We start from the raw sequence: 21,633 nt of genomic DNA, 5'->3' as shown, positions 1-21,633 counted from the left end.
AAATACTAAACCGGTCGATAACCTTTCCTAGTTTTCACACCTATCAATCGCATTTCTTCTTTAAGAACCGAAACCTGATCATCAAGACTCTTACGATTTTCTTGAGGTTTGTTACCTATACGACCATATCTGGTTATGATATCAAATCCATCTACGGTGATTTCCCAGTATTTATTACTAGAACCTTCTACAAATTCATAACGCTTAAAAATTAGGTTACCTTGAGGTTTTTTTGCCGTTTCAGATTCAAGTTCCGTTTCAGGTACTTCAGGTATTGAAATGTTTGAGCTTTCATCATTAGACTTTATTTCTTCAACAGCATCTATTTGATTCTCACGTTCGAGTTCAGATTCAAGTTCTTCTGGATCTTCTGGATCTTCTTCTTTCCCTTCTAGTTTTTGACGAATTTTTTCTAGCACACGCTCTGGTTGCTCGAGCCAGTCCTTACTATAGATATGTTGTAATTTCCACCCAAATGCTTTAAGAACTGCTGGTTTTTGACTGTATTGTTCTAAAATATCATCAGTGGCATAGTGTGTAGAACGATCTATTAAAATAGCAAGCTCATAAGACTCACTATCACTTTTACGCAAGGCGAGATCACATTTAAAATGCGATTGACCTATAGCTCTATCAACGATATAACCATCTTTTTCAAGAACAGTTTTAAGTTGATTAATAATTGGTAAGCGTTTTGTTCTTTCTTCTTCGTCGTCATCAAGATGTAAGCTGTCTAAAATACCATTTGCTGACTCTAATTGTCCGTCGCTAATAAATTTTGCGTAAGCGAGAAAACGTTTAAAATAATTAGCTCCTTCATTATAATCGTTCTTAATATTTGCCGCGAGAATAGAAGAAACAATAATCATATTGCGCTTTGCACGTGAGAAAATTACATTCAATCGTTTTTCTCCACCACGTCTATTAATAGGTCCAAAGTTCATAAACATTTTACCTTGATTATTAAAACCGTAGCAAATACTCATGATAATTAAATCACGCTCATCTCCTTGCACATTCTCTAGATTCTTAACAAATAATCCCACGAACTGATCTTCTTCTGTACGCTGATATTCTTCTTCTAGCAATTTCCCAAAATGTGGATCTTCTTGAGCTAGTTTATCCAGTGCTTCTTCTATCTCGCTTTGTTGCGCCATAGAGAATGCAACAATACCTATGCTTTTTTTCACATCTTCCATAAGAAACGTGCGTACCATATTTGCGATGTAAGTCGCCTCGTCTTTATTAACACGTTTATGATATACCGCATTTTCCATATAATGAAAACTAATGCTGCGCTTGAGCACATCTTGAGCATCTATTTCTTGATCTGGCGTGATAATAGGCTCCAGCGGCTCTATACCTGCATTAGGAATACGACTGTCAGGTATGGTAAGTAAATTGCGTTTATAAAAAGCGGCATTACTAAAACTAATTAAACTCTCTCGACGGCTGCGATAATGCCATCCTAGCATGACGGAACTCAATTTTCTAGCGCCTTGATTTAAGAGGCTATCTGCATCCAGCATAATTCCTGTTTTCTCTTCGGTCTCTTCTTCATCTTCTTCTTGATCTGTAGTGTTGGAACTAAAGAAGTTTGTAGGCGGCATTTGCATTTCATCACCTACTATAATCGTTTGATGCGTTCTAAATAAGGATGGAACGCCTTCTTCTACCGTGATTTGAGAAGCTTCATCATAGATTACTACGTCAAATATTGACGTGTCAATAGGCATAGAATCACTGACACTCAACGGACTCATTAACCATACTGGTTTTAAAGTAGTCATTATTTCTTGTGCCTCTCCAGTAGCTAGCTCACGTATGGATTTATAACGCATACTTTTGCCAAACTCATTTTCTAATACACGTCGAGAAGCATTATATTTCTTTTTAAGGATTTTTTCTTCTGGTGTTAATTGTGCTGCAACAGATTCTGTAATGCGCACTTTATTTAAGAACTTATCTCTAATCTTAGAACGTATAAAAGCTACATTAGATTCATAATAACTATCTAGTAAAGCATCTACACTGCGTACGGAACTAGCAAGGATATCTTCACTGGTTTGAGAGAATACAGGCTCTTTATCATAAACCTCTTTTAAAGATTTATAAGCGGTATGGAAAGCGATGTCGCCAGTTTGCCATGGTTTACGGCGCAAGTTATCTTGCATCTCTTTACTTGTAGACTGTAATTGCATGATATAAGGTGTAAAAAGCCCTATAGTATGAATACTAGCCTTACCACGTTGTAATTTATCTTCTATTTGAGAGAGTAAGTGATGATCACAATTTGTAAATAGTTGATTTAAATTCTCATCAAATTGATCAAAATCTAATTTAAAACCTAATAGGCTATTCACATATGATGTATGATCTGTCGCCATCCAGCTTTTAATGATGTCATCAGGATCTAGCTGCTGTTGTTTGATCCATTCATAGTCGCTTACAAAATCTTCTAAACCAAATTTATCGGCGGCTTCTTCTCGTTGTTGCTCTAAAGATTCTAGTGCTGCATATTCCTCATTTAAGGTCTTTAACACAGACTCTATAGAAGGCGCAATATTATGAGCCCTAAAATTATAAGCAGCCTTAAGTTGATTTTTTATTCTATACCAGCTAGGGTTTAAGAATTTAAAAAAAGAACCATCTAATCGTTGCCATTGTTCTTGAGCAATTTTAGCATCAACAGCATTTAATTTTTGTTTCCAGTTTTTATTTTCTTCTACTAATCTTAAATACAACCTTTTTTGCTTCTCTATTTTTCTATTGAAGTTATCTAAGTTAGAAGCTGCAATCGTGCTGCTATCAAAAATTCCTAACGCATTTTGAGCTACTATTTTTGAAACCTTAGATGCAAAATCAAATTCTAATCGCCATGCGGCAACAGATTGTGTTCTGACAGTAACTTCTTGTTCATCGAGGAGTTCATTGAGACGATCTAACAAACTCACTGTTGCTTCTATTTTTTCTAGAACAACTCCTTTAGAATTAGGTACATCAAGTAATCCTTGAGATAATCCATTTAGCGCATAATCTGAAATATTATGTCCGTGATTGTTCAATTTTATTTGAGCAATCATTTCGGTTATCCATGTTTCATTTTCTTTCCATTCCTTATAAAACGGCACATAAATTAACTCGTTATCACTGAGCTTTTCTTTGGTTTGGTAATAGGTAATCAACTCTTGAAACAACTCATAAAGTGGTGGCATCCCATCACACATCGTATCGTGAAAATGCTCTAACTTCCCCAGATGCGTTTCTATTTGATTGATGATTTTTTCACGCTTTCGCGAAAGCGTAGAAGTACTCATATCCTTCTTCATAAAGGCCTCATAGGTATCCTTGAGATTCATTATAAAGGCTTTTTTATCGGTTTGAGAATCGTGGATCAGGCAACACAACTCATCTAGTTTTTTATTTTTCAAACGGTGAAAAACCACATCTAAAGCGGCACGTTTTTCACAAACAAAAAGCACTTTTTGATCTCTAGCTACATAATCAGCAATGAGGTTAGTAATGGTTTGCGACTTACCGGTTCCTGGTGGTCCTTGAATGATATAATTCTCGCCAGACCGAGCTCTTAAAACGGCTTGAGATTGTGTAGGATCTGACTGGATAATGGGATATAAGTCTGCTAAACCACTTTTTTGATAACCATCGAGATTCATTTTCTTGGGCTTCTCACTGAAGAGTTCATCAAAGACCTCATCTTTAATATCGGCTTTTAAAATCTCAGAATAATCTCGTACAAGACTCATCTTACGGTACTTAAAATTACCTATAGTCATATTACAAGTATCCACTTCCCATACCAAGGGATTTACATCTCCATCATTATCGGTATGATAAAAACTGCGGCGGCGCTCTGCAACAGCAAGATCACTATATGGGTTGATATCCTCATTAATGATATACTCGAGCTCGTTATGCTTTTTGGCAATAAGGTTATTGAAAATAGCAAGCCCTAATGGTTTTACATTTTGAGCGTCATAAGAATAGTCATAACTGCGTGTGCTTAAACCAGAATTACGATTAGAAAGTTTGCGCTTTTTAAGTTTGAAGTTGCGTTTTGCAAGCTTGTGAATTAACTGGATTTTAGGCTTGTCTCTCCATCTTAAATCGATTCCCGTACCACCTAGTGAGATTTGGTTTTTGATGCTTTGAACAAGCTCTTCAATAGAACTGGTTTCTAGGTCTATAAAATCTGGTAATTCAATACCGTATAAATCTTTAAGATAGTAACTTAATACTGGGTTGATCTCTGCCTCAGTATCATTTACATTTAGTTCAAAACGATCTTTAACACCTTTCTTTTTTACCAAAGAAACTGGTAATAATAACAGCGGCGAACTGATACGCTCATCTTCACTTTCTTTAAAATTATACCAGTGCAAAAAAGCAACAACAACACGCAATTGATCAAAACCGTATTCATTTTTACTCTTGCGCGCCTCGAGTCTTATTTTATTAAGTGCTGGACTTAAAAATCTGTTTTTATCAAGTTCTAAATATCTATTAAGATTGACTTTTTTCTTTGAAATGAACTGCGTTTGAATATGAGCGTTCCAAAAAATTAAATCTTTTTCAGTGATGTTTTTATAGTCTAGTAACATAGGCACTGAGGCTTCTGTCAAGTTTAAGAAACCACCACGATCATTAAAGTAAAGCAATTTATTCCTGCGCGAAATATCAAAAAGTCTACGTTTTAATTTATCTAGAATATAGCTACCACGGTCTGACAGATTTAAATTACGGAACCCTTCAGTATCTGTTAAATCAATGTAATTCTCTGGATTGAAATCTCGGTAATTTTTGAGTTTCGCAATGATTTCTTCAAGACTAGGCGCACGATCTTCTCTGTACAAAGGTGTCATTTCCCTAATCACGTGATGTATGGTAGGATGTAAATCTTTGTTATAGAAATATAAGCGCTCACGGTTTTCTATAAAACGCTTAAGCTCGTCAATGTCTCTAAAATCTATACCATATGCGACAGAAGCTAGTATAAAGCCTAGTGTAAAAATCTCAGTAATAGGATCATAATATCCTGTTTCTAAATCCCAACTTTTATATCGTGCAAGGTAAACAGGCTTAGTAATAGGTTTTTCAAAATCCTCTTGAATCGCCTCATCATCATAGATGTGCTGGTCATAATCATCACCTTCAATCTTACTTATTTCACTATAATTACCACTTACTTCAACCGCATAGCGCTGTTTAGGTTTTTTAAATATCTTGTGCTCTCCTGTTCTAAACTCTTTTCCTTCAGAATCTATGGAGATGATTCTTCCATTAAAGTAAATATCTTCAATAGAATAAATCCCTAACACGAGATTGCGAGATCTCAAAAAATGAGCCTTTTCTATAAGCGGTAATACACGTGCAATAAAATCTGCCGTGGTACTACCGCCATGATCTTTCACCTCATCTAAAAGACTAAAAAAACTTGCTTTATAATCACTCATTATCGTAGATGCTGTTATCTTGGTTTTCATTAACGTTGCTCAAATCCGTCATCGCCTCTTGCTTTAAGTCTTTAAAACTGCGAACGCTAAGTTTGAGTTCTTTTCTAAGAACTCGTTCGTATTCTTCTATTAGACCAAGCAATTCTGCTATTTCTAAGGTATGTGCAATAGGCAGTTTTTCTAATTCGCTATCTATTCTAGCAAAATCTAATAGGACATAAGACAAATAACTTTTTGTACTAGGTGTGGTGTGTTTCAAACGTTCCAACAGTTTAGTTGTATCCACTTCTTTTTCTCTTGCGAAATCTGTAAAAAACTGTTGAGCGAGATTGATTACCGCACTCGAATTCATCCATTGTGGTCTTAAAATAAGTTGTATAAAATCATTTGATAGCGCTCGTGTCTTTTCTTGCTCAAAAATATCTAGACTGTTGATATCCCATTTTCCTTCTATGAGTTTGTGCAATTCCTCGTGATATTCTCGAGAGCTGCGTCCTTTTAAATCTAGAGCGATACTACGTATGTATGATTCTGGATGGGTTTGTTGATTTGTGGCTTCATCATCTTGATTGATAATTTCCTTTGCCTGATCTAGATAGCTTTGCGCATTTACATCTGACAGACCTGTATTAAGCTTGATCAACATTTGAATGACTGTGTAATGCTCTCGGCATGATTTAAATGCACCTGCATCACAGAAAAGCTCGAGGTATAATTGGAAAATACGTGCAGTTTCAATGATGCTATCTTCACTACGAGAATCGTTTGCTAAAGCAAGAATGATACGTTGCGTTATCTCATACTCTCCATCTTCTAATTTATAGAATAGATAATGAGATAACTCGTGCGCAAGTAATGCTTTAAGTTGTTTTTCATCCAGCAATTGCAATATATTACCTGAGAATACAATGTGAGCTTCTTGATCTATAACTGATATGCTTGCGTTTAACTGTAAGCTTTTATTCTCTTGATATAATGTAACCTGTGCATCTATATTTAAATCTACACATATGTCTTGCGCCATCTGGTATAGATTGCGATGACTGTCTGTATCGAGTCTGTAGGTGTTTTTAAGAAGTTCTTTTTTGAAGGACTCTATCTGTTGCGTTTTAATTTTCTCATCTTTAAACCATTGCCAGGTCTTTTTCCGACTTTTTAAATGGTCTCTCAACATTTTATGATAAGGAAAAGGCTCTAGAACAGCCGTAGTCTCAATGACATCTTGTGACATGAATATCTTTTACTGCGTGAATATTAAGTTTTAAATTTAAGGATTTAGTTTTTCTTGATGTAAGATTCTATTAGGAAAATATAGGAAAATAAATGATGACAAAAGCTTTTCAAAAACCAGACTCAAGTTAGATATTTAGCGCTTTATAAGTGTCCAAATTTCCGTACTTTTGCCAGCTTTAAAACACCAGTGTAATGAGTAAGAAATTCAACGAATACAAAGGATTGAACCTACCTGAAGTAGATGAACGCATCAAAAACTTCTGGAAGGAAAACGACATTTTTAACAAGTCCATGACGACTCGTGAAGGAAATGAACCTTTTATTTTCTTTGAAGGACCACCATCTGCAAATGGTTTACCTGGTATTCACCACGTTATGGGTCGTACGATTAAGGATTTATTCTGTCGTTTTAAGACCCAACAAGGGTATCAAGTTAACCGTAAAGCAGGATGGGATACTCATGGACTACCTGTAGAACTAGGTGTAGAAAAAGCACTAGGCATAACTAAAGAAGACATAGGCACTAAAATATCTGTAGAAGAATATAATCAAGCCTGTAAAGATGCGGTATTAAAATACACCGACATATGGAGCAAGCTTACTGATGACATGGGTTATTGGGTAGATATGGAAGATCCATATATTACTTATAAATCTAAATACATGGAATCTGTATGGTGGTTATTAAAAGAAATCTATTCTAAAGATTTACTTTATAAAGGATACACAATACAACCCTATTCTCCAGCTGCAGGAACTGGACTGAGCTCGCACGAGTTGAACCAGCCTGGAACTTATCAAGATGTTACAGACACGACAGTTACAGCACAGTTTAAAGTTGAGGACCCATCAAAATTACCATTTGAAAACAATGGAAATGTATTTTTCCTTGCTTGGACTACTACTCCATGGACACTGCCATCTAACACTGCGCTTACCGTTGGTCCTAAAATCGATTATGTACTAGCTGAGACTTTTAACCAATATACTGGAGAACCTATGCAGGTGATTCTTGCTGAAAAATTAGTGAGCTACCAGTTCGGTAAAAAGTATGAGCTTTTAGAAGGTGACGCTTTCGCGAAAGCGAAACTAGAATACAAATTAGGAGATAAAAAAATCCCTTATCATTTATTAGGTTCTTGTAAAGGAACTGATCTGGTAAATTTAAGATACGAGCAGTTGTTGCCATATGCACAACCGTATGAAAACGCACAAGATGCTTACAGAGTAATCGCAGGAGACTTTGTAACTACTGAGGATGGTACAGGAATCGTGCACACAGCACCTACATTTGGTGCAGACGATGCGCTGGTTTCTAAACAAGCAAATCCGCCTATTCCACCGATGTTGGTTCTAGATGAAAATCAGAATCCAGTACCGCTAGTAACGCTTCAAGGAAAATTTAGAGAAGAACTGCCAGAGGTAGGTGGTAAATATGTAAAGAACGAATATTTTGCAGATGGAGAAGCGCCAGAACGCTCTGTAGATGTAGATATCGCGATTGCTTTAAAAGAACAGAATCGTGCTTTTAAAGTAGAAAAATATGTCCACAGTTATCCACATTGCTGGAGAACTGACAAGCCTGTTTTATACTATCCACTAGACAGTTGGTTCATAAAAGTGACGGAATTTAAAGACCGCATGCACGAGCTGAACAAATCTATCAACTGGAAACCTAAATCTACCGGAGAAGGAAGGTTTGGTAACTGGCTGGCAAATGCAAACGACTGGAATTTATCTCGTTCTCGTTTCTGGGGAATCCCATTGCCTATATGGAGAAATGAGACTGGAACTGAAGAAGTGATCATAGGTTCTATAGAAGAACTTACAGCAGAGATAGAGAAATCTATCGCAGCTGGATTCATGACTTCTAATCCTTTTGCCGGTTTTAAAACTGGCGATATGAGTGAAGAGAATTACAACCTTGTAGATCTTCATAAAAACGTGGTAGACGACATTTATCTAGTAGGTAAAAATGGAGAGAAACTAACACGTGAGTCAGACCTTATTGATGTATGGTTCGATTCTGGTTCTATGCCTTATTCTCAATGGCACTATCCTTTTGAAAATAAAGAAGAAGTAGAAAACCAACTTAGAAAAGCAGATTTCATTGCCGAAGGTGTGGATCAAACTCGTGGATGGTTCTACACGCTACACGCTATCGCTACCATGATAAGTGATGACGTGGCTTATAAAAATGTAGTTTCTAACGGACTCGTACTAGATAAAAATGGACAGAAAATGTCTAAACGTCTAGGTAACGCAGCAGATCCTTTTGAGACTTTAGGTAAATATGGAGCAGATGCTACTCGCTGGTACATGGTGAGTAATGCTAATCCATGGGACAACCTTAAATTTGACTTAGACGGTATCACAGAAGTGCAACGTAAGTTTTTCGGTACACTTTATAACACGTATTCTTTCTTCAGTCTGTATGCAAATGTGGATGGGTTTACTTATAGTGAAGCTAACATCCCATTAGAGGAACGTCCAGAAATAGACCGTTGGGTTTTATCTGAGTTAAATACTTTGATAAAAGATACCACAGCATTCTATGAAGATTATGAACCTACAAAGGCTGCTAGAGCCATCACCACTTTTGTGACTGAGAACTTAAGTAACTGGTACGTACGTTTATGTAGAAGACGTTTCTGGAAAGGAACTTATGAGCAAGATAAAATTGCTGCCTACCAGACACTTTATACTTGTCTTAAAACGGTAGCACAATTAGGCGCACCTATTGCTCCATTCTTTATGGATCAACTATACCGCGATTTAACTAGTGTTTGTGAAAGCGACGCAAGTGAAAGTGTACACCTTGCATTATTCCCTAAAGCAGATGAGTCTCTAATAGATGCAGCTCTAGAAGAGAAAATGCATAAAGCACAAGTAATTTCTAGTCTTACTCTATCGTTACGTAAAAAGGAAAGTATCAAAGTACGCCAGCCTTTACAGCGTATCATGATACCAGTATTAGATGCAAAAGATAGGGCACAAATAGAAGCGATTGCAGACCTTGTAAAAAGTGAGGTAAATGTAAAAGAGATTGAATTAATTGATGACGCTAGTGGTATATTAGTTAAAGAAATCAAGCCAAATTTTAAAGCGTTAGGACCTAGATTTGGTAAGGCGATGGGGCAAATAGCTGGGAAAATTAAAAGTTTTCAACAAGAAGACATCGTTTTGTTAGAAAAAACTGGGCAAAAAGAGGTTGAAGTAAATGGAAATGCAATTATCTTGACCCTTGAAGACGTGGAGATTACATCTTCAGATATAGAAGGATGGCTAGTAGCAAATCAATCTGGAATAACCGTTGCGCTCGATGTAACGATATCACCTGAACTTAAAAAGGAAGGGATTTCACGAGAACTTGTGAATCGTATTCAAAACATAAGAAAAGACTCAGGTCTCGAGGTAACAGATCGTATCAATATTGTGATACAATCACAAAATGAGATTGACGACGCAGTTCATTCTAATGAGAAATACATCATGGATGAAACACTAGCAGATGATTTAACATTAATACAAACTGTAGATAATGGTACGATTGTTGAATTTGACGACATTGTGACCTCAATACAGATTAAAAAAATATAGAACATGAGTAATACAGCAGAAAAAGAAAGATATGGAGACGCAGACCTAGCTTACTTCAGAACCATAGTACAAGAAAAAATGGACGAAGCCATAAAACAACATGAGCTTATCAAAAGTGCATATATGAATGACGCCAGCAATGGTACAGAAGATACGGCACCACAGTTTAAGGCATTTGATGAAGGTAGTCAGGTAATGAATAAAGAAACGAGCTCTCAACTAGCCATTAGACAAGAAAAATTTATCCGAGATTTAAAAAATGCGATGATACGTATAGAGAATAAAACTTATGGTATCTGTCGTGTCACTGGAAAGAAAATCAAAAAAGCACGCTTAGAATTAGTACCTCACGCAACATTGAGTATTGAAGCAAAAAACATGCAGTCTTAACAGATTTTGCATTTTATAATTAACTCCTTTTAACTATGGCTCTATTGCATAAATGTCCTGTAGTCAAAAGGAGTTTTCTTTTAAGCATATTTTTGATATTCGCTTTCGCGAAAGCGCAATCACAACGCAATTCTAGTCATATCACTTATGACAACACAGGAATCTCTACAGTTGACATATATCTAGAATCTACTATTGAGCTAGAAATTATTACAACGAAAGAGGAACACATTAGAATAATTGAAAGTCAAGGAGGAGAATACCGAAGTGCAGTTTTGTTAAATACAGCAATATCCAACGACACTTTAAAAATTACCGATCCTTTTAATCCCAGCTTTTCTTTTCCACAAGACAAATTGAGTGCACACAAGATTATAGACGGAAAAGCAACGATTTACCTTCCAGAAAACTTAGCTCTAGATATTAACTCGCGCAATTGCTTTTTAAGCATCAATGGTAAATTTGAATTTTCTTTTATCAATCTAGAATCTGGAAGCTGTTTATTAAAAAATGTACGTGGAGATTTTCATATCGTATCAGTAAACGCGATGGTTACAGTCATCAATCCGTCATCTTACATAGAATTGTCCACAAAATATGGTGTAATAACCCAATTAACTAATGAGTCGATTGTTTATTACAACCAGAAAATAGAAACCATAAATAGCAACATTACTATTAAGGATTAAATAGTATTTTTGCCCATATCCAAACGCAACTGATGAAGTTATCCAAGGCGATTCTTATTATAATTTTAGTGTTATTAATAGATCAAATAAGTAAGATTTATATTAAACTTAATTATACTCTTACTACAGATTCTAATAACCCGATTTACGATCTTAATAAGTTCAAACTCATGTTTTATGAGAATGCAGGTGCCGCATGGGGCGCTGAAATTCCAGGAGAATATGGGAAGTTGATTCTAGTTATTTTTAGAGTCTTTGCCGTTTTTGGTATTGGGTATTGGTTATGGAATAGTATTAAAAATAACGGCCACAAAATTCTTATTATATCCATTGCACTTATTTTCTCTGGTGCTTTAGGTAATATTATTGACTCTATATTTTATGGGGTGATTTTTTCTGGTAGTGATCATGGCGCTGTAGCTACTTTATTTCCTGAAAATGGATATGCACCATTAGGATATGGTAAAGTAGTGGATATGCTTTATTTCCCTCTTTTTGATGGTGTATGGCCAGCATGGTTGCCATGGATCGGTGGAGAAACCTTTTCTTTTTTTAACGCGATATTCAACATAGCTGACTCTGCTATAACAATAGGTGTAATCTTATTAATTCTTTTTAGTAAAAAAGCTTTTCCAGAAAAATCTTAGAGTCTAAAAGCACTTATCATCGCCTCTTTTGATATAGGCTTTGTAATAAAATCATTTACAATAGCGTGATTACGAGCTTTATTCATTTCTTCAGGATTAATGGTAGAACTTACCACGTTAAGCTTGAGACTACTTTGCTTGAGTTCATTTGCATATGGCTCCAGCGCATCTAGAAATTCCCAACCATCCATAATAGGCATATTAAGATCTAAGAGAACTACCTGTGGTAAAGCTGTTGCATTATTACCCGCAAGAGCTTCTTCAAAATAATCAAAGGCTTGCTTGCCATTTTCAAATACTAATAATTCTTGAGCTAGCTCATTTTTATTGATGAGCATCTTGATCAGACTTACATATAGTTTGTCATCATCAATTATACAGGCTCTATGTATGGTTTTTATAGACATTTATTCAAATCTTATTGAAAACGTACTTCCTTTTCCTAATTCACTTTTAACAGATATATCACCACCTAAAGCTTCAACCTTACTTTTTACTAAAAACAAGCCTACTCCACGGGCATCATCATTGGTATGAAAGGTACGATACATATGAAATAATTTACCTGCATGACGTTTTAAATCAATACCTATTCCATTATCTCTTATAATTAACAGCTTCCGTTTGTTCTTAGATTTAGTCTTAACCACAATCTTCAATGGTCTTTCCAAATCTCTATATTTGATAGCATTACTTATTAAATTTCTGAAAACACTTTCTAAAAATGATGGTACGTATTCTATAGAAAGCAACTCTGCGAAATCATAAGTTACCGTTGCGTTTACCGCTTTAATATCTTCTTCAAAATCCAATAACACTCTATTAAATATAGCCTCTATATCTATATTCTCTTTAATCTTTAATTCCGTATTAATAGTCACGACTTCATTCAGATGATGTAATGTCTGATTAAGACTGAAGGATATATCATTTAAGTAACTATTGAATACCTCAACATCACTGGGCTCTTTAACATCATCAAAGGTCTGTAAGGTAAGTTGCAAATTACTGGCATGAGATCTTAGATTATGAGAAAGTATATGAGCAAAATGAACTAGTCTTTCATTCTGAGCTTTAATTACTAAAGCAGCGTTCTCTACTTCTTGAGTGTTTTTTATATACCGATCTACGCTTGTAAAAACTCCACGTAGACCTACAACTCTATCTTCCTGTAAAAATGGATGACAATTAAATCGCACCCAAAGACGTTCTCCGTCAAACTTATTCATTTCTAAATCTAGAATCGTAGAATTTCCTTTTAATGAATCACCTATCAGCTTTTTAAAAACCTTCTTATTGGCAAAAAATCGAGAAACATTATCGATATTTATTTCATAATCATGAGGAATCCCAAGCAAGTCTCTACTCCCAAAATTGAGAATAATCGCTCCGGTAATTAGATTACAACCATAGCCACCCGTTTGAGTCATCGCAGCTATCTCATTTAAGAAATATGACTTGTCTTCTAAGGCATTTTGAAGACTTATTTCATTATTGTTTTGCATCGTTTTTTAGGGGAAAACGTTTATTTCTAACCAGCAATTTAACCGGCCTTTCTAGTAACAACCGAAAAATAAGGTAAAAGTCGCAAACCACCTAGCTCATTTGTGCACTATCAGTAGTCTTTTAGTAAATTATTTCCTGAAATCGTAAATTTCATCAGGACAGACCAACACATCTAATGGGATATCATTAGGATAGGTTTCAATTTGATAATTTAAAGGTTTAACAAAAGATAAACCTATCTTTAATACCGTTGGTCGGCATTTTTCCAAAAACCTATCGTAAAATCCTTTTCCATAGCCTACTCTATTACCCACAGAATCGCAAACCAACAACGGTACAAATACAACATCTAACTGTTTTTCATCAATTGCAATACCGTTACCATCTGGTTCAGGAATACCCCATTTATTAATCAGAATACGAGTGTCATCAGTCAACAAATAATGACTCATACTATAATCTGAAAAATTACTTTTTGATAAAATGACATTTTTATCTTTTCCTTGAAGCGCATGAAGTATGAAATCTGTTTGAACTTCTTTATGTTTTTCTATACTTAAAAAAAGATGATACATTTTAAAATCCCAGATATCCATAGTTAACAACCTATTTGCAATCTGTAAACTATAATCTTCAACCTCTTGAGGACTTAAATCTAATCGCAGTTGTTTATATTTATTTCTGAGTGCTTGCTTCTCCATGATTTGCTGTAATATGGAAGATGGCGTCACCTTGATAAACCATCGGACTTTGATTTACATTAATGATATATCCGGTCTGATTAGACTTTACCCTGTGTCTAAAAGAACCATATGGATCAGTGATGGTAGCAATGTATTCACCCTTTTCAACTAATCTACCATAAGGCACTTTGGGATGAAAAAGTCCAGAATAAGAAGCTCTTAACCACTTTGAACTTTTAACAACGATACTTGCTGGAGTATCTGGTGGTAATTCAAAAGCTACATCTAGCATATCTAAATGATATAATACTCTTTTTGCTCCTTGCACACCTACCCTAACAATATTTTTATCACTCTCAAATGACTTACCACCTTCAAATAATAAATATGCTTTACCTAATTCCATACAGGTATGTCTAAGAGTGCCTTTTAGTTTACCGCTATGAATAAGAAACGGCGCCTTAAAAATTTGAGCTAACTCAAGAGATTTCTCATAATTTGAATCTACTCGCATTTGAGGAGCATTAAAACGCTGTGCTCCACCTGTATGAAAATCCATAACGATATCTACATGAGGTAAAATCTCATTCACAAATTGATGTGCAAATCTACCTGCAAGAGAACCAGATTTATAACCAGGAAAACTTCTGTTTAAATCACGACCATCTGGAAACTCTCTTTTCATGTTCAGAAACCCAAAAATATTGAGCACTGGCATACAGATAATTGTACCAGACTGTGGCTTATTGTAACCTTTGGCAATAATCTGACGCACTACTTCAATACCATTAATTTCATCACCATGCAAACCACCAGTAAGTAGCACTACTGGACCAGCCTTGCGTGCTCTACTAATTATTACTGGTACTTCAATAGCTGTTGAAGTATAAAGCTTTGCTTTATTAAAATTAAGCTTGTAACTGTGTCCAGGCTTAATCTCTGTATCAAGTATGTTTATAATTCTTAACGACATTATACACTTTGCTCTATAAACTTGATGATTTCACGAGCAATATTATAGTTAGTAGCTCCTTCGATACCTTCTAATCCTGGAGAAGAATTTACCTCAAGCACTAACGGACCACGTGCACTTTGTAATAAATCTACACCACAAACTCCTAGCCCTAAAGATTTTGCCGCACCTATTGCCGTTAACTCTTCTTCCTTAGATAGTTTTATTTGTTTTGCACTACCTCCACGATGTAAATTAGATCTAAACTCGCCTTCCATCGCCTGACGTTTCATTGCGCCCACGACACGATTACCGACCACAAAGGCTCTAAGATCAGCGCCACCAGCTTCTTTTATAAACTCTTGAACGATAACTCTTGACTGCATTGTATTATAGGCCTCAAGAATGGTCTGTGCACTGTCAAAATCTTCTGCGAGATTAACACCTATACCTTGAGTTCCTTCTAATACTTTAATAACCACAGGTGGTCCATCTACCATTTTTAAAATCGCACCTGTATGTTTACCAAAGTTTGTAAAAACAGTTTTAGGCATACCAACACCAGCACTTGATAAACGCTGCAGGCTTTGCAACTTATCTCTACTACGTACTAAAGCTTGCGAACTCACTGTCGTAAAGCAATTCATCGCTTCAAACTGTCGTACAATTGCAGTTCCATAAAAGGTTATAGAAGCACCTATACGTGGTATGATAGCATCTGGTTTATCTAGCTTTTCACCTTTATAGTAAACGCTAGGTTTCTGTCTTTCTAATTTTATATCACACTTTAATGGGTCAATAACTTTGACTTGATGGCCAGCAGCTTCTGCCTCTTCCACCATTCGTTGTGTGCTATATAGCGTTTTACCGCGTGAGAGTATATTAATTTTCATGTAGGCCTTGAAGATAAGAAACATCCTGTAATTCAGAATCAACGATAAATTTAGAAGATAAAAATTTGCGTCCGATAAGCACCGGATATCTCATCTGCTCTCTATTACTAAGCGTTAATGAAATCTTCCATAACTTACCAAAGAGTCTGATGTTAGCCTGCACTTCATACCTCAATTCAGAAGTACCATTACTACTACGCACACTAGTTATTTCATACTCTTCAAACCTCATTTGCTTGCCATGATATTGCTCATGTGCTTCATCCAGTAATGTAGCGAGCAGTATACCGTTTTCTTCAACAATATCAGTACAATGAATACTAGAGGTATAAGCACCCGTATCAATTTTAATATCGAGATTTTCGATTTCAAGTTTAGGAAAGTCTGCACGATCAGTGCGACCTATTATAAGTTTCTTTTTAGACACTATTTATCATCGATTAAGTAGGCAAAGATGCATGTAATTTATGAGAATATATCTTTAAGTAATCGTTGTTAATTGTATCGTTTGAAAAACGCTTTCGCGAAAGCGTATAATCTATATCATATGGCATATAATTAACCTTAGGTTTATACAGACTATGTAAATTTTTAAGACCTTTAAAAATTAAAAAATCATCATGAAAAAGATACTTCTACTCTTACTCTTTATATCAAGTCTCTCGATAGCACAAGAATCCTTACTACAATCTGGACCTATGGTGGGCTACTCTGATTTTAGAGAAGCGCTTATATGGATACAAACAAAGGCACCTGCAAATGTGAAAATCGGATACTTTACAGGTGATGAAGACATGCGATTTACAGAAACCGTATCAACTCATGCTGATGGAGATTATATCGCAAAACTATATCCGCGAGAAGTTATCTATGGCGCTACTTACACATACAAGCTCTACATTAATGACATATATGTCCCTAGAGATTATAAATTAGAATTTCAGACACAAACCCTATGGCAGTATAGAACAGATCCACCAGATATTAAAATAGCTTTGGGCTCTTGCAATTTTATTAACGATCAAAAAGATGATAGACCATCGCCATATGGTGGTCATTATGAAATTTTCAATAGTATTTTATCTAAAGATCCTGATCTGATGCTTTGGTCAGGAGATAATACTTATTTAAGAACACCTGATTTTTTAACTGAAACAGGTATTAGATACCGTCACAGAAACACGCGTGCCTTACCAGAACTGCAGGCACTTTTAGGAAGTGTACATCATTATGCCACATGGGATGATCATGATTATGGACCTAACGACTCTGACCGCAGTTATGTTCATAAAAAAATTACCGAAAAAGCCTTTAATGATTACTGGGGAAATTTAAACACTAATGCTGCTGGAAATGGTGGTGTCACACAGCACTTCCCTTTTAATGATGTTGAATTCTTTTTTCTAGATGATCGCTATCATCGAGCACCTAATAAAGGGATGGATAACCATAAAGACTATTTTGGAGAAGATCAACTAGACTGGCTTATCGATGCGTTAACAGCTAGCAACGCATCTTTTAAAGTAGTCGTTGCTGGAGGACAGATCATAAGCGATGCGGCAGTTTATGAAAATTATGCGACTTATCCAGGTGAAAGAGAACGTCTCTTAAATCGATTACATGAAGAACGTATTGAGCGTGTTCTATTTATAAGTGGTGATAGACATCATACTGAAATATCTAGATTAGAACGTGAAGATGCTTATCCTTTAATAGATATAACTTGTTCACCATTAACTGCTGGAACTCATCAAGCCAGAGAAGAAGGAAACACTTTACAGGTAAAAGGAGCTACTTTTTATGAACATAATTTTGGAATTATAGACGTTACTGGTTCTTATGGAAATAGATCTTTAAAACTGACTATATATGATACCCAAGGCGATAAAGTTTTTGATTATTTAATTAAGCAAAAAGAACTACAGTACCCTAAAAATTAAACGTATAAAAAAACCGTTTCTTTTTTAAGGAAACGGCCTTGCTTTTTAAATTTTTAGACTTAAAGGGTGCAATCGTATTGCACCATAAGAAACAATTACTTCTTTGGAGCTTGTTTCTTTGCCTTTGGAGCTACCGCAGGCTTGGAAGAAGGTTTACCGAAATTTTTCGGGCCTTTTGCTGGTTTATTTGCCATGGTTTATGACTTTAAGATTATGAAGTAAATGTATTCTAGTTCCAGAATATGCAATTCTTTTTTTAGTTAAATTTTAAGTACGTTTTAGTTAAAAAAAACACATATTAAATTCATAAAAATTTCTTACCTTACTGATATTCAAAAACATCAATTATGGGTATCAAAAGTTTTGTAGGAAAAAGAACTGGTCAGGTAAGTAGTTCAAATCAGGCTTTTCAAGTAAAAGATTTTATGACTCGTAAATTAGTCACCTTTAATCCCGATCAAGGTATTACTACTGTAATGGAAACCTTACTTAAACAACGTATTACAGGTGGACCTGTTGTCAATGAAAAAAAAGAGTTGGTGGGTATTATAAGTGATACTGATCTCATGCATGTAATAGGCGATAGTCGATATCACAATATGCCCGTCGGTGATCGTAAGGTGAGTGATTATATGTCTAAACAGGTAGACACTATAGAAGCAGAAGCAGACATTTTTGAGGCCGCTACTCGTTTCTTAAAAACAGGTCACAGACGTTTTCCTGTAACTGAAAACGGTAAATTAATCGGTCAAATCTCTAGAATGGATGTTATTATTGCTGCCACAAAACTTAAAGGTGAAGACTGGCAAAAATAACTATTACTCTATCGCATGCTTTTTAAGTAATTCTAAACTAGTGTACTTTAAAGCAGCATCGTCAGTAGCCATAAGATTAATTTGAGGAGCGACACCAGCTTTCTCTGCTTCTAACCATCTTAAAATACACAGACACCACTTGTCACCAGGTTTTAATCCAGGAAAACGATATGCAGGATTAGGCGTGGAAAGATCATTTCCTCGTGACTTTGTATAATCTAAGAATTCTTGTGTCATCACGGCACAAACCACATGAGTACCAAGATCTTCACTTGCCGTACGACAATAACCATCGCGCCAGTAACCTGTCATAGGATCGTTGCAGCAAGATTCTAATGCTGTTCCTAAAACATTTAATGGTTGGGTAGGTGTCATATTTTGAGCCATGGCTGTGGTTGAAATGAGAATAAAAAGTAGAAGATAACGCATGTTTAAATAGTCTTAGCGTTAAGAGGTTAATTACAATTAAGTCCTCTTAATTTCAAATAGATTTTAATGAAACAAAACAGCTAGAAATTATTTCTTGTATCTCTTAATATTCCTTTTCAAAATTTGTAATATTGTTCCTTATGATTCGTCAGACTATCAAAATTATAGGTAATATGAAATTTATTCTTTCAATCGTTTCAATTCTAATTCTAATTTCCTGTTCGAGCGACAGTAGTGATGAGGGAAATTGCGTTTTTAATGGTAATATTACCCTAAGCACTCAACAAGAGGTAAATAGATTTAGCAGCAGATATTGTGAGATTAACGGAGATCTGATCGTAGGTTCTGCTTCTTCAATTTCAGACATCACGAATTTAACAAAACTTCAAAATTTAACCTCAGTTAGCGGTAGTATTATAATTATAAATAACCCATTAATTACAAATTTGAATGGCTTAGAATCATTGACAACTATTGGTAATTTTCTTACCATAAGATCTAATGACAATTTAACTGATACATCTTCACTTTCTAATGTTGAATCTAACGGAATTAATATCGCTGTAATTAATAATAATTCTCTTATAAATTTTCAAGGACTAGAAAATTTAACTGCTGTAGGTGATATTCAAATATTAGATAACGATTTACTGGACAATTTTCTAGCTATTAGAAATGTGACAAGTATAAATAGTTTGGAAATTATCAATAATAACTCATTAACTAGATTGATCGGACTTGAAAACATTTTAAGCACTGAACGTTATTTAATTATTAAAAACAATAACATGCTTAACTCGTTACAATCCCTGAGCAACTTAACAATAATAGGTGGTGACCTAGGTATAGGTATCAACGATGCATTAACGACTCTATCAGGTTTGGAAAATTTAGAAAGCGTCTCTGGCGTCGAAATTTTTGATAATCAAAACCTGACCTTTATAACTGGAATTCAAAATTTAAGAACATTGAGAAAACTGAGCTTAAGCGATAATCCATCACTAGCAATACTTCCTACATTTAATAATTTATCTATTGGAGCTGGTAGCGATGGCGGCCTTTCAATTTTTAATAATGATTCTTTATTAAGTTTGGATGGTCTTGAAGGCGTTATAGCTTTTAATGGTAACGTTGGTATATATGAAAATGATAACTTATCTAATTTTTGTGCATTAGACAGTATATTAAATGTTGGGACTATTAATGTTTTTGATATTAACAACAATTTAATTGATCCAGATGAAAATGATATTATTTCTGGAATTAATTGCAGTATATAAAACCAAAGAAACACATTTTAAATAATTGAATATGATGGAACTTAATAAATATTTCACTTTCATATTAGCGCTTTTATTAATTTCATGTAGTACTGATGAAGCAGTAACATACACAGTGGAGCAAACTCCTTATGATATTTCAGAAATTAAGATATATACCAAACAAGGTGAAGTACAAAATGATACTCTGATAACTTATTGGCAGGATAAGCAAGCGTTAGTGAATCCTTATCAAATGGACCTATACAAAGATCTGAATGGAACATTTTCTGGCATTAATAAAGTAACAACTCGTTTTTACCAAAGAATGCAGACGAGAACAGTCATTGATAGAGGTGATTATGAAGTATGGGAAAATGTTCAGCAAACTAATGCTGAGTTTTGGAGATTCGATATGTTCAAATATCAAAGGTTGAATGATAGAACGATATTAGACCTAGACGACCCAGATGATCTTAGCGCTGCGCGTCGGATTTATAACGACTGCTTTTTTATAGAAAAGGATGACACAGGAGAATACTTACCTATAACTACAGCGATTTATATATCTCGATCAGATCAATATATGGATAGAAATATTATCTATAATGAAACAAATAGGTATGATCCTAATTTTAGGATATTAATGCATCCTAACGATACTATAATAGTGCAGAGTTATAAGCTCAAGCTTATTAGGAAATAATTATAGAGCCGCTTTAGCAATTTGCTCCTTCAGTACATGCAGCGGTTGCACACCACTTCCTTTCCAAGTTTGCTTACCATTTTTATAGATCATAAAAGCTGGTACACCACGCACATTCATTTGAGTGGCGAGTGCTTTGTTTTTATCAACATCTATCTTGAGAATTTTTACAGCATCGCCTAGTTCATCTTTAAGCTTTTCTAATACTGGCATCATGGTCTGACATGGGCCGCACCACGTAGCAAAAAAGTCAATTAAAACTGGTGTATTTGTTGATATGATTTCTTTAAAACTTGCCATCTTTTATTTGTAAAATTAAAATATTTTCAAAATCCACACCGTTATAGAAATGATAAGAAAATAGGTTGATTTTAATACGCATTCGCGAAAGCGTGCTCTAGAAAATTCCTAACTTTACAT

18 protein-coding genes are annotated in these 21,633 nt (G+C 35.1%); 8 read left to right on the top strand and 10 right to left on the bottom strand.

What is annotated here, in order from left to right; genetic code table 11:
- Positions 1-5: 5 nt before the first annotated feature.
- A complete protein-coding gene (locus R1T42_RS13290) occupies positions 6-5,501 on the bottom strand; it encodes an AAA domain-containing protein (protein WP_317290663.1) in 5,496 nt (1,831 codons plus the stop codon).
- Positions 5,464-6,702, bottom strand: coding sequence for a M48 family metalloprotease (locus R1T42_RS13285; RefSeq protein WP_317290662.1), 1,239 nt, complete (start codon positions 6,700-6,702; stop codon positions 5,464-5,466). Before R1T42_RS13285 ends, R1T42_RS13290 begins: the two co-directional genes overlap by 38 nt.
- 194 nt (positions 6,703-6,896) lie before the next feature.
- On the opposite strand from R1T42_RS13285, the gene ileS reads away from it, so the two are divergent.
- The 4 genes from ileS to R1T42_RS13265 are packed head-to-tail and all read left to right on the top strand — an operon-like array spanning position 6,897 to position 12,030.
- Positions 6,897-10,304 carry an isoleucine--tRNA ligase gene (gene ileS, locus R1T42_RS13280; RefSeq protein ID WP_317290661.1) on the top strand — a complete coding sequence of 1,136 codons (3,408 nt, stop codon included), beginning with the start codon at positions 6,897-6,899 and terminating at the stop codon, positions 10,302-10,304.
- Between the two features lie 3 nt (positions 10,305-10,307).
- A complete protein-coding gene (locus R1T42_RS13275) occupies positions 10,308-10,694 on the top strand; it encodes a TraR/DksA family transcriptional regulator (protein WP_036582709.1) in 387 nt (128 codons plus the stop codon).
- Positions 10,695-10,729: 35 nt separating this feature from the next.
- Positions 10,730-11,383 carry a hypothetical protein gene (locus tag R1T42_RS13270; RefSeq protein WP_317290660.1) on the top strand — a complete coding sequence of 218 codons (654 nt, stop codon included), beginning with the start codon at positions 10,730-10,732 and terminating at the stop codon, positions 11,381-11,383.
- A 32-nt stretch (positions 11,384-11,415) separates the two neighbouring features.
- Positions 11,416-12,030 carry a lipoprotein signal peptidase gene (locus R1T42_RS13265; protein WP_036582712.1) on the top strand — a complete coding sequence of 205 codons (615 nt, stop codon included), beginning with the start codon at positions 11,416-11,418 and terminating at the stop codon, positions 12,028-12,030.
- Here the strand turns inward: R1T42_RS13265 and R1T42_RS13260 are convergent.
- The 6 genes from R1T42_RS13260 to R1T42_RS13235 all read right to left on the bottom strand — a co-directional run bounded on the left by R1T42_RS13260 (position 12,027) and on the right by R1T42_RS13235 (position 16,491).
- Positions 12,027-12,437 (bottom strand): response regulator, encoded by a 411-nt coding sequence (locus R1T42_RS13260; protein ID WP_036582713.1) that lies wholly within the window; start codon positions 12,435-12,437, stop codon positions 12,027-12,029. The two genes, R1T42_RS13265 and R1T42_RS13260, sit on opposite strands and share 4 nt — an antisense overlap.
- Positions 12,438-13,535 carry a sensor histidine kinase gene (locus tag R1T42_RS13255; RefSeq protein WP_317290659.1) on the bottom strand — a complete coding sequence of 366 codons (1,098 nt, stop codon included), beginning with the start codon at positions 13,533-13,535 and terminating at the stop codon, positions 12,438-12,440.
- A gap of 129 nt (positions 13,536-13,664) precedes the next feature.
- A complete protein-coding gene (locus R1T42_RS13250) occupies positions 13,665-14,237 on the bottom strand; it encodes a 5-formyltetrahydrofolate cyclo-ligase (RefSeq protein ID WP_317290658.1) in 573 nt (190 codons plus the stop codon).
- Positions 14,212-15,192, bottom strand: a complete 981-nt coding sequence (locus R1T42_RS13245) for a succinylglutamate desuccinylase/aspartoacylase family protein (RefSeq protein WP_317290657.1) — start codon at positions 15,190-15,192, stop codon at positions 14,212-14,214. Before R1T42_RS13245 ends, R1T42_RS13250 begins: the two co-directional genes overlap by 26 nt.
- Complete coding sequence (gene rimK / locus R1T42_RS13240; protein ID WP_317290656.1) at positions 15,192-16,064, bottom strand: 30S ribosomal protein S6--L-glutamate ligase; 873 nt, start codon at positions 16,062-16,064, stop codon at positions 15,192-15,194. Before rimK ends, R1T42_RS13245 begins: the two co-directional genes overlap by 1 nt.
- Positions 16,054-16,491, bottom strand: coding sequence for an ATP-dependent zinc protease family protein (locus tag R1T42_RS13235; protein ID WP_036582720.1), 438 nt, complete (start codon positions 16,489-16,491; stop codon positions 16,054-16,056). Before R1T42_RS13235 ends, rimK begins: the two co-directional genes overlap by 11 nt.
- 193 nt (positions 16,492-16,684) lie before the next feature.
- Here R1T42_RS13235 and R1T42_RS13230 point away from each other — a divergent pair, with 193 nt between their 5' ends.
- Both R1T42_RS13230 and R1T42_RS13225 read left to right on the top strand, forming a co-directional pair.
- A complete protein-coding gene (locus R1T42_RS13230; RefSeq protein ID WP_317290655.1) occupies positions 16,685-18,004 on the top strand; it encodes an alkaline phosphatase D family protein in 1,320 nt (439 codons plus the stop codon).
- Between the two features lie 347 nt (positions 18,005-18,351).
- A complete protein-coding gene (locus R1T42_RS13225) occupies positions 18,352-18,819 on the top strand; it encodes a CBS domain-containing protein (protein ID WP_036582725.1) in 468 nt (155 codons plus the stop codon).
- Positions 18,820-18,822: 3 nt separating this feature from the next.
- Here the strand turns inward: R1T42_RS13225 and R1T42_RS13220 are convergent, their stop codons facing one another.
- Entirely contained in the window at positions 18,823-19,194 is a 372-nt protein-coding gene (locus R1T42_RS13220; RefSeq protein ID WP_394805722.1) for a DUF2237 family protein, read from the bottom strand.
- Between the two features lie 227 nt (positions 19,195-19,421).
- Between R1T42_RS13220 and R1T42_RS13215 the strand changes: the two genes are divergently transcribed.
- Positions 19,422-20,528: a hypothetical protein gene (locus tag R1T42_RS13215; protein WP_317290654.1), complete on the top strand. Its 1,107-nt coding sequence runs from the start codon at positions 19,422-19,424 to the stop codon at positions 20,526-20,528.
- A 31-nt stretch (positions 20,529-20,559) separates the two neighbouring features.
- On the top strand, positions 20,560-21,213 hold the full coding sequence (locus tag R1T42_RS13210) for a hypothetical protein (protein ID WP_317290653.1): 654 nt from the start codon (positions 20,560-20,562) through the stop codon (positions 21,211-21,213).
- Here R1T42_RS13210 and trxA read toward each other — a convergent pair whose 3' ends face one another.
- Positions 21,214-21,513, bottom strand: coding sequence for a thioredoxin (gene trxA / locus R1T42_RS13205; RefSeq protein ID WP_317290652.1), 300 nt, complete (start codon positions 21,511-21,513; stop codon positions 21,214-21,216).
- Positions 21,514-21,633 lie beyond the last annotated feature (120 nt).

The sequence above is a fragment of the Nonlabens ulvanivorans genome, assembly GCF_032922765.1.
Classification (GTDB): domain Bacteria; phylum Bacteroidota; class Bacteroidia; order Flavobacteriales; family Flavobacteriaceae; genus Nonlabens; species Nonlabens ulvanivorans.
Note: the sequence above shows the minus strand (reverse complement) of the source record. Positions and strands in the feature narration are given on the sequence as shown.